We start from the raw sequence: 15,404 nt of genomic DNA, 5'->3' as shown, positions 1-15,404 counted from the left end.
AGACGGTACTGAAGGGGCCAGCGGTTTCGCCAGAGTCGTCTTCTTCTCTGCCGACTCCGACCGGAGAACACCGCTCAGCGGCGGCACTGCTCGGCCTCGTCCTTGACCTTGGCCTTCTGAGCGAGCCAGAGGCCGTCGGTGCTCTTCGAGGGGACCATCTCAATCCGCCAGAACCAGTAATTCTTGGGGCCCGGTTCGAAGGGGATCTTCTCCTTTGTCCGGAGATCCTTGCCGCTCATCTTGCTCTCGTCGGAGCAGAAGGTGACGACCATGCCCTTCTTGTCCGCGCCCCCGCCAGGCTGCACCTTCGCGTCGCTGTGGGACCGCTCGCCCGTGACGCTGAAGTCGGCCGAGGAATGGTTCCTGATCTGGGACTTCGCGTACTCGCGGGCATCGCTGCCCGGCTCCGAGTAGAACTTGTACGCGGCGTTCTCCGGGTCCTGCTTCACGATTCCGTACACGGTTGAACGCGCGTAATTCTGGGCGTCGTTCAGCGCGGCGGCCTGGTCCGGATCGGTCAGCTCGCTCTTCTCGAAGACGAGCCGCACATCGGAGGGGAACTTCATCGCGGGCCGCTCGATGGCAGGTGCCTCGCTCTTCTTCGGGCTGGGCGAGGCACTCTTCTTCGCGTCTGCGCCCCCGGCGGCCTTGTCCTTCCCGGAGTCGCCGTCGTCACCCCCGCATCCAGTGAGCAGGAGGGCAGCGGCAGCCGTCAGTGAGACGGCGGCAGGCAGGACTCGACTGCGGTTCACGTAGGACTCCCGGTGGGGCGAGGGTTCTTCACGCCACCTGACGCTACTGAAGTGGTCGATGGTTTCACCAGGATTCACTGCACTGAGTAGTGAAGGTCTCGCCAGGGAGAACAGTTCGCCCAAAAGGCGAACAATGGGGAGAGAGGGAAAGGACCACCGGCCCATTTCCCCGCACCCCGTACATTCCGTTTGTGGTGATACGAAGCAGGTCCGCGCGCGGCTGATGGCTGATGCGGGAGAACCCCGCCGCCGGGGGCGAGGCTCTCCCGTCCGCGCGATCAGGTCGGCGGATCAGTGGCGGATCAAGCCGCAGATCAGCGGCGGTTCATCCCCCGCTTGATCTTCTTCCCCCCGGCCGACTCATCCAGCGTCTTCCACAGCTTCGACGAGCTAACCGACGTGTAGACACCCGGAGCGCCCTGCGCCCCGCAGCCCTCGCCGTACGAGACGACGCCCACCTGGATGGGGGCCCGACGGCCGGGGACGTGGCGGAAGATGGGGCCGCCGCTGTCGCCCTGGCAGGAGTCCTTCGTCTCAACTCCCGCGCAGAAGTTGACCTTTGAGTCGTACTCCCCGTAACTCGTCTTGCATTCCGCGTGCGAGAGGATCGGGACCTTCACCTCGCGGAGGCGGTCAGGGGTGTTGGGGAGTTCCGTGTCCGTGTTTCCCCAGCCGGCGACCGTCGCCTTCTGGCCCGGGCGGATCAGCGCGTCCGTGCCCTGGGTGGGGAGGGCTATCGGGCTGATTCCCTTTACCGGCTTGCTGAGTTGGATGAACGCTACGTCGTACGCCTCCTGGCCCTTGAGGTAGCGGGGGTGGACGACCACGCCGCCCTGCGCGGCGTTGCGGACCTGGCCCTGGCCGGCGGAGGAGAGGACCGTGCGGCCCACCGCCACCTGCAGCTTCTTCGGGCTCACGGGCTTGCCCGCGTCGTCGACGAGGCAGTGTGCCGCCGTCATCACCGTGTCCGCGGTGACGAGGCTGCCGCCGCAGAACTGGCGGTCGAGCGCGCTGCCCTGGCCCTTGTCCATGACGGCCACCATGAAGGGGTAGGCGTCGTTGGAGACTTCGGTGCCGCCGATGATGGCGTGCGCGGGGGTGCCCGTGGCCACCAGGGCCAGGGCCGCTGTGGCTACACCGGTCGCCGCCACGGTCTTGCGCGAGCCGCGTCGTGCGCGTGAGGGAAAGGAAAGTCTCATGGGGGTTGAATTTCTCTTTCGTGTGAGCAGGAGTTTCCGGCGCGGGGCCATGCCGCTGCTGCCCGCTTGTTCAACGAGTCGTTGCCGCACGGTCCTTGCGCCGGACTGTGAGACGGGGGACAAGGGGCCGGGGTTCATTGGCATCCGCGCTCAGGGAGCCAGCCGCCCTCAAAGAACCCACCGCCCTCAGGGAACCGGCCCCGCCTCTTCCGGCGTCATCCGTGCGGCTGAAGGAACAGCGGTCCGGCAGAGACGGATCGGTCGGTGTTCCTCATCACCGCGCCCTGCGCCGCCCGTTGCGCAAAGGGCGTCTATTCGCGTACGCACATCTTTGCCTCTCCAGAGGTTCCAGGAATGCGTGGGAACCATGGAGCGTGGATTGCGCGTGGATAACGATGAGGGGTGCGGGCTCCGGCAGCCTTGGCGCGCCTTGAGGGGCTTATGTGCTGCTGATACGGTGCGATGACTTGACACTGTGCCTGGGGCTGAATAGCCCGCCCGAGGCGGGCGAGAGAGTCGCGAGTGTCTGAAAATGACCGAATCTTCTTGGGCGTGCGGGGAGCAGTTGCGTGAAGATCCAAGAGCGTACGGGGGCGGGCAACGGCCGTTCTGCCGCGCCGGTTCAGCCAGCGGTCGGTGAGCGCCTTCCCGCGCCGCCTCGCGAGCGCAAACCGGCACTGGCCGCCCTGGCCGTTCTGCTCATCCTCATCGGCGCCCTCGGCGCCACCGTTCTCGTGCTGCGCGCAGGGGAACGTATCGAGGTCGTGAAGATCACGAACGAGATCCCGGCGGGCGAGTCCGTGAACGACAGCAACGTCACCTCGGTGATGGTCGCCGAGGACTCGGGCATCAACTACGTCAAGTGGAGCCAGGTCGACGGGCTGAAGAAGCTCAAGGCCACCAACACCATCCCCAAGGGTGCCGTCGCCGTCGGAGAGATGTTCTCCAGCAAGAGCGGGCTGCCCGCGGGCAAGTCGGCCGTCGGCGTCTCCCTCAAGGAGGGGCAGTACCCGGCGGACGGCCTGAAGACCGGCGACACCGTGGACGTCTACCAGGTCGGCGACTCGGCGTCATCCGGGTCCAACGACAAGGACACCGGCGGCTCCGCCGGATCCGGTGGCGGCACGAGCGACAGCCCCATCGTCGCCGCCGCCCGCGTCAGCTCCATCGCCGACAAGAGCGACGCGACCGTGAGCACCGGCGCCCTCGGCGTCACGCTCCTGGTCGACAGCGCCGACGCCGCCGCCGTCACCAGGGCCGCGTCCGCGGGGCAGGTCTCTCTCGTCCAAGTGTCTCCCAACGGCAACTAGAGGCGAGTAGAAGAGACATGGCGCTCATTGCTCTCGCCGCGGACAAGGGGTCTCCCGGGGTCACCACCGCGGCCGTCGCACTGGCGGCCGTCTGGCCCCGGCGCGTCCTCGTCGCGGAGACCGACCCCGCCGGCGGCGACCTGGTCTACCGCAGTGCCGCCGCGCACGGCGGACCGCTCAACCCGAACACCGGCATGCTCAGCATCGCCGCCACCGCGCGCAGGGGGCTCGTTCCCGACCAACTGTGGGACCACACGCAGCCGTTGGCCGGTGGGCTCGAGGTGCTCGTGGGGCTTGGTGTCGCTGAACAGGCCGCCGGGCTCGCCGGGCTCTGGCCCACCCTCGGGCGTGCCTTCTCGCAGCTCGCCGATTCGCCGCACGCCCCCGCCGATGTGATCGCCGACTGCGGTCGCGTCAGTGGGGACACCCCTGCCGTCGAGCTCTTTCCGCAGGCGGCCCTCGTGCTGCTCGTCTCGCGGACCGAGCCCGAGGCCATCGCCCGCGTGCGCGACCGTGCCGCGGCCCTGTCCGCCAAGCTGCACGGCGGATCCCGTGGGGCCGCGTCACTCGCGACCCCGCTCATCGGCGTACTCCTCATCGCGGACCCCTCGACGTCCGCCAAGCTCGTCCACCAGGTCAACGACATGCTGATGGCCGCGCAGACCGGCGCGCGCGTCGTGGGCACGCTCGCCGACGACCCGGCGGGCGCCGACCAGTTGGCCGGACGCAAGCGCGGCCGGCTCGACAAGTCGATGCTGATCCGCTCCGCCCGCAAGGTGACCGTCGACCTGTACCAGCAGTACGGCGCCGCCTGGGCCAACCCGGCCGCGGGCACGCACGGCGTCGGCACGCACGGGGCCGGCACGCACGGGGCCGGCACGCACGGGGCCGGCACGCACGGGGCCGGCACGCACGGGGCCGGCACGCACGGGGCCGGCACGCACGGGGCCGGCCGATGAGCGTTCCTGTCGATCACCAGCTCGTCAAGCGGTTCCGGCAGGACGCCGGTGACCGCATCGCCGAGCAGCGCCGTCTCGACCAGGTCTCCGGTGTCACCCCCATGTCGGGCGAGGACGAGCGGCAGTACGCCCGTGCCGTCATCGCCCAGATCCTGGAGGAGTACGCCCGGATAGAGATCAACGCCGGGCGCACCCCGCTGGACGCCGAGACCGAGGAGAAGTACGCGGCCGCCGTGCACGCCGCGCTCTTCGGCGTCGGTCGGCTCCAGCCGCTCCTGGACGACCCCGACGTCGAGAACATCGACATCAACGGGTACGACCAGGTCTTCGTCGGATACGCCGACGGGCGCGAGGTCAAGGGCGACCCGGTCGCCGAGACGGACGAGGAGCTCATCGAGCTCATCCAGATCCTCGGCGCCTACTCCGGTCTCTCCTCCCGCCCCTTCGACTCCGCCAACCCGCAGCTCGACCTCCGGCTCCCCGACGGCTCGCGTCTGTCGGCCGTCATGGACGTCACGCGGCGCCCCGCGCTCTCCATCCGACGTGCCCGCATGGGCAAGGTCTTCATGTCGGACCTGGTGGGCAACGGCACGGTGACGCCCGAGGTCGCACACTTCATGGCGTGCGCGGTGCGGGCCCGCAAGAACATCATGATCGCGGGCGCGACGAACGCCGGTAAGACGACGCTCCTGCGTGCCCTCGCCAACGAGATCCCGCCGCACGAGCGTCTGGTGACCGTCGAGCGAGCCCTGGAACTCGGTCTCGACCAGTACGCCGATCTGCACCCGAACGTCGTCGCCTTCGAGGAGCGCCTGCCCAACTCCGAGGGCCAGGGCACCATTTCGATGGCGGAGCTCGTGCGCCGTTCGCTCCGTATGAACCCGTCGAGGGTCATCGTCGGTGAGGTGCTCGGCGACGAGATCGTGACCATGCTGAACGCGATGTCGCAGGGCAACGACGGCTCGCTCTCCACGATCCACGCCAACAGCTCGAGTGAGGTCTTCAACCGCATCTCGACGTACGCCCTCCAGGCCTCCGAGCGGCTGCCCATCGAGGCCAGCCAGATGCTCGTGGCCGGAGCCGTCAACTTCGTCGTCTTCATCCAGCGGCGCAACAACTACCAGACCGGCGGAAAGCTCCAGCGCATGGTGACCTCGGTCCGCGAGGTCAACGGCGTCGACGGCCGCGTCCTGTCCAGCGAGGTCTTCGCGGAGGCCGCGGACGGGCAGGTCGTCGCGCACGCGCCGATAGCTTGCATGGACGACCTGGCTGTCTTCGGCTACCGCCCCGCCGGGCAATGGGGGTGAGCACGACATGAACTCACTCGGCTCGATGGGCGGCCTCTTCTCGCTGCCCGTCCTGTACGCACTGGGCTGCGGCATCGCGGTCGGCGGAGGCCTCGCGGTCCTCGCGATCGCGTTGCGCGGACTGCCCGTGAAGCCCGAGCACGAGAAGCAGAAGGCCAGCGAGCGGATGAGTGAACTCATCCGCTTCGCCGGGCAGCGCGGCTCGTTGGCCATCGGCGTCGGCTTGGTGGTCCTCCTCCTCACCCGCTGGGCGGTGGCGGGCATCGCGTCCGGCATCCTCGTCTTCTTCTGGGACAAGCTGTTCGGGGGTGCGGCCGAGGAGCGCGCCCAGATGAAGCGCGTCGAGGCCCTCGCCGCCTGGACGGAGTCCCTGCGCGACACCATCGCGGGCGCGGTCGGCCTGGAGCAGGCGATCCCCGCTTCGGCGCGGGCGGCCGCGCCGGTGCTTCGTCCGCATCTGGACGCGCTGGTGGACCGGTTGCGGGCTCGTACCCCGCTTCCCGAGGCCCTTCAGGTCCTCGCCGACGAGATCGACGACGCGTCGGCGGACATCATCGTCGCCGCCCTGATCCTGAACGCGAAGCTGCGGGGTCCGGGTCTGCGGCAGGTGCTCGGCGCGCTTGCCAAGTCGGCGCGTGAAGAGGTCGACATGCGGCAGCGCGTGATGGCGCAGCGGGCGTCGACGCGGCGGTCGGTGCAGATCGTGGTCGCGGTGTCGATCGCGTTCGTCCTCGGCCTTTCGATCTTCAACCGGGACTTCGTCTCGCCGTACGGCACGCCGGTCGGCCAGCTCGTACTCGCCTGCGTCTGCGCGCTGTTCGCGCTCGGCTTCTGGTGGCTGCGGAAGCTGTCGACGGTGGAGACGCCGGATCGCTTCCTGATCCGGGATGAGCCGGGGGTGCAGTTTGTGCGGCCTCGGGGGGCTGGGGCGGGTGTGGCTCCCGGTGCCGGTGAGGCGCAGGCGCCGCTGACGGGCCCGAGCGGTCCGTACGGGCAGCCGGGCCAGCCGGGCCAGCCGGGTCACCCCGGGCAGGGCGGCCATGCGAATCCGGAGGGGGTACGTCGATGAACCTGACGATGCCGATAGTGATCGGCGCCATCCTCGGCCTGGGCATCTTCGCCCTCGTACGGGCCCTGATGCCGTCCAAGCGGAGTGCGGTCGCGACCGTCGCGCGCATCGACGCGATGCGTGCGCGGGGCGCGGCCTACGAGTCGAACCGCGCACCGTCCGGCGACGACAAGAAGAGCTCCGGCCGCATGAACTCGACGCGTGCCCGGGTGGGCGCGCGGGTCGCCGACTTCTATCTCCAGCAGGGCTGGGAACAGCGCTCGCTGCGGGCCGACCTGGCGGTGCTCGACCGCAGCTGGGAGAAGTTCCTGGCGACGAAGACACTGCTGGCGGCGACGGGCATCTTCTTCGGCCCGTTCATGTTCGCCATCATCTGGACGCTGGGGGTCGGCAGCAGCCCGATCATCCCGGTCTGGCTTGCGCTGATGTTCGGCGTTCTCTTCTTCTTCCTTCCCGACCTCGAGGTCCGGCGCGACGCCGCGGACAAGCGGCGCGACCTGCGTCGCGTCATCGGTGCCTATCTGGACCTGGTGTCGATGAGCCTGGCGGGCGGCCGCGGCCTCCCCGAGGCCCTGATGGCGGCGGCGGAAGTCTCCGACGGATGGGCGACGCAACGTATCCGAAACGCGCTGGCCGATGCCCGGATCACCGGCATCAGCCAGTGGCAGGCGCTCGGCACACTCGGCGAGCAGCTGGGCGTCGAAGAGCTCAAGGACCTGTCGGCTTCGCTCGGCCTGGTGGCGGACGACGGCGCGAAGGTGCGCGAGTCGCTCGCCTCCCGCGCGGAGACGATGCGGCACCGCGAGATGGCCGAGATCGAGGGCAGCGCGGGCGAGAAATCCCAGTCGATGCTCGTCGCACAGCTGCTGCTGTGTGCCGGCTTCCTTGTCTTCCTGATCTTCCCGGCGGCAATGCGCGTGTTCCAGGTCTAGCGATCTTCACGGCGATGGACGGACCTGCCGACGGCGGCAGTGATCCGGGTCCCTCCCCCCACTCCTGAAAGGACAACTCACCATGAACGGACGGAACTTCAGCACCGGCAACTCCGGTCTGGACTTCATGATCACCTTCCTGCAGGGCCGCGTGCAGCGTGCCCGCTCGGGCGAGCTCGACCGCGGTGCGTCCGCAGTCGAGTGGGTCATCATCTCGGCGGTCGTCGTGGCGATCGTCGGTGTGGTCGCCGCCGTCATCAACGGCGCGCTCAAGGGCGGCGCGGAAGACGTCAAGGACTGCATCGAGGGTGCGGACGCCGACGGCACCTGCTGATCATCAATCGGTTACCGGGGAGCGAGGGCGGGGACGAGTGCGCGGGTGCGTGAAGCGATGGGTACGCCGCAGGGTGGAGGCAGCCTCCACCCGCGGTGAATCCGGCATGACCGCGATCGAGTTCGTGCTGCTCACTCCGGTGCTGTTCTTCATGATCTTCGCGACGGTGCAGTTCGCGCTGTACTTCTTCGCGGACCATGTCGCCCAGGCCGCGGCCCAGGCGGGGGCGCGCAAGGCCCGCGCGACGGCCGACGAGAACCCGGGCGGCTGGCGGGGCGAGGCGCGCGACGTGGTCGACGACTACATCCGGCAGCTCGGCCCGCAGTTGGTCCTGAACCCGGATGTGGCGACGGTCGAGCCGAAGGCGAACACGGTCGGTGTGGAGATCACCGCGAAGGTGCCGTCGGTCTTCCCCGGTCTCGACATGACGGTGCGCGCGCAGTCGTCCGGACCGGTGGAGCGGTTCGTGGAGGAGGGTGAGGGCGGCTGATGGCGAAAGTACGGGCTTGCGCCGTCCCCCACGGGATGCGCGCGTCGGGCCGCCTGCGTTCGGGCCGCCTGCGTTCGGACCGTGGGCTCTCGACCATCGAGGTGGTCATCCTCGCACCCGTGATGATTCTCTTCATCCTGCTCCTGGTGGCCTTCGGCCAACTGGTCGACGGCCGGGGGGCCGTTGACGGCGCGGCGCGTGACGCCGCCCGTGCCGGTTCGATCCAGAAGGACCGGGGCACGGCGATGGCCGAGGCCAGGGCGGCGGCGGAGGCCGACCTGGAGGACACCTGCATCGGGCCGATCGGCGTCACCCAGACGAGCACGGGCTTCAAGTCCGGCACGTTCTTCACGGTGGAAGTGAGCTGTCGGGTAAGGGGCTTGGGCATGCTCGGCCTCGACATGGAGACGACGCTGAAGGCCAGCTTCAGCTCTTCGCTGGACCCCTACCGGAGGTCGGCGTGAACATCGCCCCTGTTATCCGTTCATGGGCCGCCGCCCGCTGCGAACGCCTCGACGACCGTGGCTCGGGCGCGGGCGCCGTCATCATCTTCGCGATCGTCTTCCTCACGCTCTCGGCCTTCGTCATCGACGGCGGCCTTTCCATCTCCAAGCGGGAGCGTGCCGCGGACATAGCGGAACAGGCCGCGCGCTATGCCGCGCAGGACCTCGACACCGAGGGCATCTACGAAGGTGCCAAGGGCGCGCCCATCAACTACGAGAACTGCGGCGCGCGCGCCAGACAGTTCGCCACGGAGATGGGCATGGGCGGCGCGGACGTCGCGGCCACGCACTGCGTGACGGCCAACGCCGAACAGGTCGAGGTCGAGGTCCAGATGACCTACAGCCCGGTGTTCACCGGGATGTTCTACGGCGGGGACGTGACGGTGCGCGGGCGCGCGGTGGCGGAGAACGCGGTCGGCTGAGCCGGCGGACCGGGTACCCCGCGACGCAGCTTCACTCAGGCTTCCACTGGGTGGCCTTCACCACGTAGGACCGGAGATTGTCGTTCTCCGGCTCCTTGTTGACCTTGGTGATCCACAGGTGCGTGACGGGTCCGTCGCTGGACTCGACACAGATGCCGGTGTTCGCCTTGAGGACCGAGTCGTCCCTGATCTTGCTGAGCGGGATGGGGTTGGGCAGATTCGCCTCGCGCGCGGTGTCGCGGCATGCGCTGGGGGTGGGGCGCTGCTCGGTGGTGGCGCTGAACGCGCCGCTTGCGTCGGCGAGGCGGAGGCTGTTGCTGCTGAGGGGAGCCGCGCAGTCCTCGTAGGTGATCCGGGGGCCCGTGGTCGCCCCCGAGTACTTCTGGTTCACGTAGAGCTCGAGGTCATTGATGTTGAGTTCGGTGACGTCGGCGGGACGGCACCCGGCGCTCTTCGGGGCATCGGCCGCCGTCTCCGGTGACGCGGTGTCGCTGCCGCCGGGCTTGCTGCCGGCCTCGGAGCCGGAACCCTGCTTGCCCCCCCCGCCGAGTTGTTCTCCTTCCCGTCGTCCCCCATGAGCTGGTACGCGGCGACGCCCCCGCCACCGACCGCCAGGACGCCCACGACGGCGAGCGCGACGATCAGCGGCGTACGACGACGCTTGCTGCCGCTCGTTGTCGGGGCGGCCGGGTCGTGGAAACCTCGATGCGGGGCTTTGCTGTCCCGGCGTCGAGTTGGCGCCGGGGCCGCCCGGTTGTCCCGAGGTTGGCGGTTCCGGGCCGGGTGTAAAGGGCGCTCCGCTGCGCTGCGCGTCGGCTTCGCCGATTCCGCTTCGCTCCACCCTTGACACCCACCCCTCCACCGCGCGAAGCCATATGACCGGGCGGCCCTGGAAGCGGGGCTCTCGGGGACCACCCGGCGGGTCATCCGGCTTGAGCGCCGGGTGCGGACTTGTTCGTAGCAGCGCTGCCCGCTGGAGGGGTGCGCGGCCGGTCCGGGGATCGGTGCCGGTCTCGTCAAGCGTCTGCCGACCGGCCCCGACCGGGTGGCCGGGAGAGAGGGGGGTGGGGGACCTACTTCGGCAAAGTTGCGTTTCGTAGTGCCGCGCGCCCCCCTTGTGTCAGAACACTACTTTTCCAAAGTAGGTCCCCCACCCCCCCCAACCTGTGATGCGTGAGGGTCACCTCGCAAGTGACGGTCACACCGGAAGATCCGGCCGCCAAGACGCTTGACGAAACCGGCACCCATCCCCGAACCGGCCGCGCACCTCTCCATCTGACGGCGTCTGCTACGAACCAGTCCGCACCCGGCAGCGAAGCCGGATGACCCATCCCCGCAGTCCCGTGAGGCCCGCTTCCTGGGCCGCCCGATCGACGTTCACCTGCGGTGGAGGGTTGGGTGTCAAGGGTGGAGCGCAGCGGAATCGGCGAAGCCGACGCGTAGCGCAGCGGAGCGCCCTTGATGGCCGGCCCGGAACCGCCAACCTCGTAACAGCGGGCGGCCCCGGCGCCAACTCGATGCCGGGCTGCCAAAGCCCCCGCCCCGCACGCTCACACCCCTTGGCGGGGACGCCGCCGTCAAGCGGGCTCGGGAAGGTCGATTTCCGCCCAGATTGTTTTGCAGGGGGCCGGGCTCAGCTCCGTACCCCACCGGTCGCACAGTGCCGCGACCAGGATCAGGCCTCTGCCCGACTCCACCTCAAGCGGCGGGAGTTGGGGTCTACCCGGTGGGAGACGGTCCGCTAGTGCGTCGGTCACTTCGATACGGAGAGTGTCGGTCTCGGTGAGCGTGAGTGCCAGTCGGAAGCTTCTGCCGGGTACGTGGCCGTGCAGTGCGGCGTTGTTCGCCAGCTCGGCGACGATCTGCTCCGCCGTCTCGAACGGTAGTCCCCATGTGCGGAGTTGCTCGCCCGCCAGGAGCCGTGCCAGGCGGGCGCCTCTTCGCGTGGCGGACAGCAGGATCGTGAACTGGCGTACGGGGGTCTGGGCTCGGGTGGTTTCTTGGTTCACGTCACTCAGCGTGGTCGTCCGTGCGTACCGTGAATAGCGGTGCGGGCTGTGCGTACCGCGTTTGTCCGGTGCTTGTCCCGGCTGTCCGGGGTGACGTGTGGGTACGAGTGCGCGTTGGGCTTGGACGGCACGTCGGAGGTGGGTGCGGTGGACGTTGGGCGTGGTGGCGTGGAGCGTAACGACGGGGCGGATGAGCCCGGTTGGGACGTTGATCCCGAGGACGAGATCAGTGCGGTGGTCGAGATGGCGGGTCACCATCTCAAGTTGCGGAGGGAGGCGGCGGGTCTTCGGGTGGGCGAGTTCGGGGAGGCCATCGGGTACGGGGAGGACCTGATCCGGAAGATCGAGCGCGGGGCGCGGATTCCTCGTCCCGAGTATCTGGACAAGGTGGACGAGGTGTTGGGCGCGGGTGGGCTTGTCTCCGCGATGAAGAAGGAGATGCGGGAGGCCCGGTATCCGAAGAAGGCCCGGGACTTGGCGAAGTTGGAGGCGCAGGCGGTCGAGATCGGGTTGTACAGCAACCACAACGTCCATGGGCTACTGCAAACGGAAGAGCACATGCGGGCGCTGTTCGAGATGCGGCAGCCTGCCTTCTCGCAAGATGAATTGGAGCGAGGAGTGGCCGCGCGCATGGGCAGGCAGGCGATCTTCGAGCGTTCGCCTGCGCCGTCCCTCCACTTCGTCCAGGAAGAGGCGACGCTGCGACGCACCATCGGAGGGAGAATGGTGCTGCGGCGACAGCTTCAACACCTGGTGGAAGTAGCGCAGTTGCGGAGTGTCACCTTCCAGGTGATGCCGCTCGACTGTGAGAGCCATGCCGGAATGGGAGGCCTGATCGAAGTGCTGAAGTTCCGTGACGGCACGGCAGTCGGACGCTCCGAGGGGGCGTTCGGCAGCCACCCTGTCACCGACCCGAAGCAGCTCAGGATCCTTGAGTTGCGCTATGGGATGATCCGGGCGCAGGCTCTCAGGCCACGGGAGTCACTGTCCTTCATCGAGCAAGTGCTGGGAGAGACATGATCCGCAAGGCTTCTGCCGGGGACGCCTCGGGGCTGGAGTGGTTCAAGAGCAGCTACAGCAGCAGCAGTGAGACGGACGACTGCGTCGAAGTAGCCACCACCCCCACCACCATCCACCTCCGCGACTCCAAGAACCCCCGAGGCCCCCAACTGGCCTTCGCCCCAACCGCATGGGGCGACTTCGTGACCTACGCATCCGGCAGCTGAACAGCTGCGGACAGCAGCCCAGCTGCGCCCAGGGCCTCGACCCAGAAGTAGAACCACGCCGGATAGAACGCCCTCGGGCGCTCCACCGCACGGGCCGCAAGCCAGCCCCAGAGCCATCCCCGCAAGCGCCACCGCGGCCGTCAGGGCGATCCCCCGTCGCAGATCACCGGAAGCGTATAGAGCGGCCCAGCCGAGCAGGCATCCGAAGCCGACACCGAACCCGCCGTAGACGGCGCGGACCTCGGCACGTGCTTCCGGGACGGTCAGCTTGATACCGAAGGGTCGGATGAGCGCGGCGGGTGCGATGAGGCCGAAGAAGCCCATGCCGAGGAAGAAGAAGGCGGCGACGCCTATCCAAAGGTCAGAGGACATGGCGAAGAGGCTGCCGCCGAAGCCTGTGCGCCTTCAATTACCCCCGGGGTAAAACGCTCAGCTGACCGGGCGGCACAGCAGCGGCTTCTCCAGCTCCGAGCAGGGGCGGTGGCCGTGGGACGGGAGGCTGTCCTTGCCTGCGCCCTCTGTCAGGTAGCGCAGGAAGCCTGCCGCGATCGAGTCGGCGGGGGGCTCTCCGTAGGTGTACGCGAACTCCGTCTGCCAGTAGGGGTACGCGCCCGTGTCCGCGCCCTCCACCGTCGCCGGGTAGCCCGCGATGCGGACCTGGTTGAGGCCCTCGTGGGTGAGCGCGGCGCCCGCCTCGCTGTGGCCGAGGGCTCCCGGGGTCGAGGCCACCGTGTCCAGGAGGATGCCGGTGTCGCCGACCTCGCAGCGGCCCGGCTTGCTGCGGTCCATGCCCGCACAGTCCCCCGAGGTGACCTCCAACAGCTCCTTGTCGTCGAGGACTTGGCTGACGAGGGTGGAGCGGGTGCCGGAGCCGGGGTGGCGGCTGACGAGGTGGACGGGGACGTTGTTGCCGTTGACCTGGGACCAGTTGGTGATCTTGCCCGCGTAGATCTGGCGTACCTGCTTGAGGGAGAGGTCCTGGACGCCCGCGTCCTTGTTGACGGAGAGGGTGAAGAGGGACAGGGCGACGGGGCGGGGAAGGAGCTGGGGGCGGCCGTCGCCCTTGGCCCCGTCGGTGAAGGCGAGCCGGTCGGGAAGGCCGGCCCCACCGGCCTTACCCGTGCCGGCCTTCTTGCCGGCGGCCGCCAAGGAGTCGAGGCCCGCGACACTGCCGTTGAACGTGTTGTCCGTGATGGGGATCCTGGCGTCCGTGCACTTCTTCACGTACCGCTTGGCGGCCTCCGCGACGGCGTCCTTGAAGGCGGTGGAGCCGGAGAGGGTCAGCGTGCCCTCGGCGCAGTCCACGGGCGCCGCCTGGGCCGCGGCGTCGTCCCTGGTGAACGTGGTGAAGGACTGGGCGGCGGCGATCAGCACCAGCAGGGCGATGAAGACCATCACGGGCTTCGACGCGAAGGTGTGGCTCTCGGTCTTCTTGATCCGGCCACCGCGTACGCCGCCCTTTATGCCGGCGACGACATCGGGATCGGGGAACCTACGCCCGGCCGGGAAGTCGGGGTCGCGTTCCAGGACGGCGAGGACCTTGTAGTGGGTGCCGCGGTTGAGGGGGACACGGGGCAGCTCGATCAGCCCGTTGTCCATGCGGAGCCCGGCGGCTCCGTCGAAGCAGGGGCCCAGGTAGTCGTGGCTGTACTCGGTGACGACCATGCCGTCGACGCGGCGGCCGGGGAAACTGATCCGGATGCCGACCTGGTCGTCGTCGCGTACGACATAGTCGTTGGCGTCGATGTGAGTCCAGCCGCTGTTCTGGATGCGGAGCAGGACGAAGGACGGGTCGATGAGGGAGGTGCCGTGCTGCTGCATCTGCCGCAGCACCCCGGCGTGCGGATGGGTGTCCGCGTTCTTCGCGGTGGTGTCCATCTGCACGCGGTAGCCGAGCCGCTTGCGCCCGGCGAACCCGAACTCCCACAGGGCGGCACCAACCGGTATCGCGAGCCCGAGGGCGGCGACCGCCGACTCCCAGGAAAATCCACCACTCATCGCCGTACGACCCCCGTTGGCTGCACGCAGTTGATCGGGTGGCCAAGTTACGAGCGGCGAGGCGGGCAGCGGTCGTCAACGGGCCGTGTTTCAAGGGGAGTTCACCGGCCGTCTGCCTGCGAGGTCCGGGGGTTCACCGGCTGTTGGGGCGGGTGTCCCTACGAGAACGAGAATTTCAGCCGAAGCACCGTCTCTACTACAAGCAAGGGGCAATGTGGTCGGTGAACTGCAGCGCAGGCTCATGGAACGGCGAGAGAGGCAGGAGCTCGACCGGATGCTGCGTGCTGCCTCCGAGGTGGTCACGGCGCACACGTTGGCGTCCGCTGAGGTGCCCGACGCGGTTCTGGAGGCCGTACGGGGATTCTGGAGCATGTCCGCCGAGCCCGCCGCGACACTGAACGACGAAGTCCCCGACGAGCGTCTCGACTCCTGGATGGAGGAACTGCTCACCCGCCACAGCTTCCGCACGTCGGCCTTCCTGCTAACCGATCTCGACCTCGCACCGTGGATCGAGTTCCGGATGCCACCCGCCTGGTTCTCCTCGATCCGCCGGGCCAAGGAATCCTCATGGGTCTTCCTGAGGAGCGACCTCGGCGCGGTGGCAGCGGTCAGCGAGCAGGAGTATCGGTTCGAGTTCTTTGTTTCACACCTGCCGTAGAAACTGCTCAGGGCGCGGACCGACGGAGCCACGGGGGAGTGGGCCGGCGGCTGCTCGTAAGCTGACCGGGAACGGCGCATGCCGACGGAGGAGACAGGACAGTCATGCGCGTGCGATGGTCTGCGGTTCCGTGTACCGGGCCCCAGGTCGTGTCTGATGGACCGCAGCCGGCTGCCGTAGTCCTCGAGGTCGGTGAGCGGAATGCTGAGGTCACTCTTGCCCTTGCTGCCCATGTT

At 68.6% G+C, this 15,404-nt stretch carries 17 protein-coding genes and 1 pseudogene; 12 read left to right on the top strand and 6 right to left on the bottom strand.

What is annotated here, in order from left to right; genetic code table 11:
• Positions 1-74: 74 nt before the first annotated feature.
• A complete protein-coding gene (locus tag OG453_RS00750) occupies positions 75-752 on the bottom strand; it encodes a hypothetical protein (protein ID WP_266863415.1) in 678 nt (225 codons plus the stop codon).
• A gap of 314 nt (positions 753-1,066) precedes the next feature.
• Complete coding sequence (locus tag OG453_RS00745; RefSeq protein WP_266863413.1) at positions 1,067-1,951, bottom strand: trypsin-like serine protease; 885 nt, start codon at positions 1,949-1,951, stop codon at positions 1,067-1,069.
• 569 nt (positions 1,952-2,520) lie between these two features.
• On the opposite strand from OG453_RS00745, the gene OG453_RS00740 reads away from it, so the two are divergent.
• The 9 genes from OG453_RS00740 to OG453_RS00700 all read left to right on the top strand — a co-directional run bounded on the left by OG453_RS00740 (position 2,521) and on the right by OG453_RS00700 (position 9,277).
• Positions 2,521-3,261 carry an RcpC/CpaB family pilus assembly protein gene (locus OG453_RS00740; RefSeq protein ID WP_266863412.1) on the top strand — a complete coding sequence of 247 codons (741 nt, stop codon included), beginning with the start codon at positions 2,521-2,523 and terminating at the stop codon, positions 3,259-3,261.
• Between the two features lie 17 nt (positions 3,262-3,278).
• Entirely contained in the window at positions 3,279-4,220 is a 942-nt protein-coding gene (locus OG453_RS00735) for a hypothetical protein (RefSeq protein ID WP_266863411.1), read from the top strand.
• Entirely contained in the window at positions 4,217-5,527 is a 1,311-nt protein-coding gene (locus tag OG453_RS00730) for a CpaF family protein (protein WP_266863409.1), read from the top strand. The genes OG453_RS00735 and OG453_RS00730 overlap by 4 nt, the downstream gene beginning before the upstream one ends.
• 7 nt (positions 5,528-5,534) lie before the next feature.
• Entirely contained in the window at positions 5,535-6,596 is a 1,062-nt protein-coding gene (locus OG453_RS00725) for a type II secretion system F family protein (protein WP_266863408.1), read from the top strand.
• The gene (locus OG453_RS00720; protein ID WP_266863406.1) at positions 6,593-7,528 is read left to right on the top strand and encodes a type II secretion system F family protein; all 936 of its coding nucleotides are present in this window, start codon (positions 6,593-6,595) and stop codon (positions 7,526-7,528) included. Before OG453_RS00725 ends, OG453_RS00720 begins: the two co-directional genes overlap by 4 nt.
• 82 nt (positions 7,529-7,610) lie before the next feature.
• Positions 7,611-7,862 (top strand): hypothetical protein, encoded by a 252-nt coding sequence (locus OG453_RS00715; protein ID WP_266863404.1) that lies wholly within the window; start codon positions 7,611-7,613, stop codon positions 7,860-7,862.
• Positions 7,863-7,899: 37 nt separating this feature from the next.
• Positions 7,900-8,352 carry a TadE family protein gene (locus tag OG453_RS00710; protein WP_266863402.1) on the top strand — a complete coding sequence of 151 codons (453 nt, stop codon included), beginning with the start codon at positions 7,900-7,902 and terminating at the stop codon, positions 8,350-8,352.
• 35 nt (positions 8,353-8,387) lie between these two features.
• Positions 8,388-8,816: a TadE/TadG family type IV pilus assembly protein gene (locus tag OG453_RS00705; RefSeq protein WP_266869658.1), complete on the top strand. Its 429-nt coding sequence runs from the start codon at positions 8,388-8,390 to the stop codon at positions 8,814-8,816.
• A gap of 2 nt (positions 8,817-8,818) precedes the next feature.
• Positions 8,819-9,277, top strand: coding sequence for a pilus assembly protein TadG-related protein (locus tag OG453_RS00700; RefSeq protein ID WP_266869657.1), 459 nt, complete (start codon positions 8,819-8,821; stop codon positions 9,275-9,277).
• A 31-nt stretch (positions 9,278-9,308) separates the two neighbouring features.
• Here OG453_RS00700 and OG453_RS00695 read toward each other — a convergent pair whose 3' ends face one another.
• Positions 9,309-9,668, bottom strand: a complete 360-nt coding sequence (locus tag OG453_RS00695; RefSeq protein WP_266863400.1) for a hypothetical protein — start codon at positions 9,666-9,668, stop codon at positions 9,309-9,311.
• A 1,186-nt stretch (positions 9,669-10,854) separates the two neighbouring features.
• A complete protein-coding gene (locus OG453_RS00690; protein WP_266863399.1) occupies positions 10,855-11,286 on the bottom strand; it encodes an ATP-binding protein in 432 nt (143 codons plus the stop codon).
• A gap of 168 nt (positions 11,287-11,454) precedes the next feature.
• Between OG453_RS00690 and OG453_RS00685 the strand changes: the two genes are divergently transcribed.
• Both OG453_RS00685 and OG453_RS00680 read left to right on the top strand, forming a co-directional pair.
• Positions 11,455-12,306 carry a helix-turn-helix transcriptional regulator gene (locus OG453_RS00685; RefSeq protein ID WP_266863397.1) on the top strand — a complete coding sequence of 284 codons (852 nt, stop codon included), beginning with the start codon at positions 11,455-11,457 and terminating at the stop codon, positions 12,304-12,306.
• On the top strand, positions 12,303-12,512 hold the full coding sequence (locus tag OG453_RS00680; RefSeq protein ID WP_266863395.1) for a DUF397 domain-containing protein: 210 nt from the start codon (positions 12,303-12,305) through the stop codon (positions 12,510-12,512). The genes OG453_RS00685 and OG453_RS00680 overlap by 4 nt, the downstream gene beginning before the upstream one ends.
• Before the next feature lie 165 nt (positions 12,513-12,677).
• Here OG453_RS00680 and OG453_RS45310 read toward each other — a convergent pair.
• Positions 12,678-12,836, bottom strand: a pseudogene (locus OG453_RS45310) (DUF4345 family protein); the annotation flags it as partial.
• Positions 12,837-12,941: 105 nt separating this feature from the next.
• A complete protein-coding gene (locus tag OG453_RS00675) occupies positions 12,942-14,510 on the bottom strand; it encodes a PstS family phosphate ABC transporter substrate-binding protein (protein ID WP_266863393.1) in 1,569 nt (522 codons plus the stop codon).
• Between the two features lie 241 nt (positions 14,511-14,751).
• Between OG453_RS00675 and OG453_RS00670 the strand changes: the two genes are divergently transcribed.
• The gene (locus OG453_RS00670; protein ID WP_266863391.1) at positions 14,752-15,168 is read left to right on the top strand and encodes a hypothetical protein; all 417 of its coding nucleotides are present in this window, start codon (positions 14,752-14,754) and stop codon (positions 15,166-15,168) included.
• Positions 15,169-15,404 lie beyond the last annotated feature (236 nt).

The sequence above is a fragment of the Streptomyces sp. NBC_01381 genome, assembly GCF_026340305.1.
Taxonomy (GTDB): Bacteria; Actinomycetota; Actinomycetes; order Streptomycetales; family Streptomycetaceae; genus Streptomyces.
The sequence above is the reverse complement of the archived record's forward strand: the minus strand, read 5'-3'. Positions and strand labels throughout refer to the sequence as shown.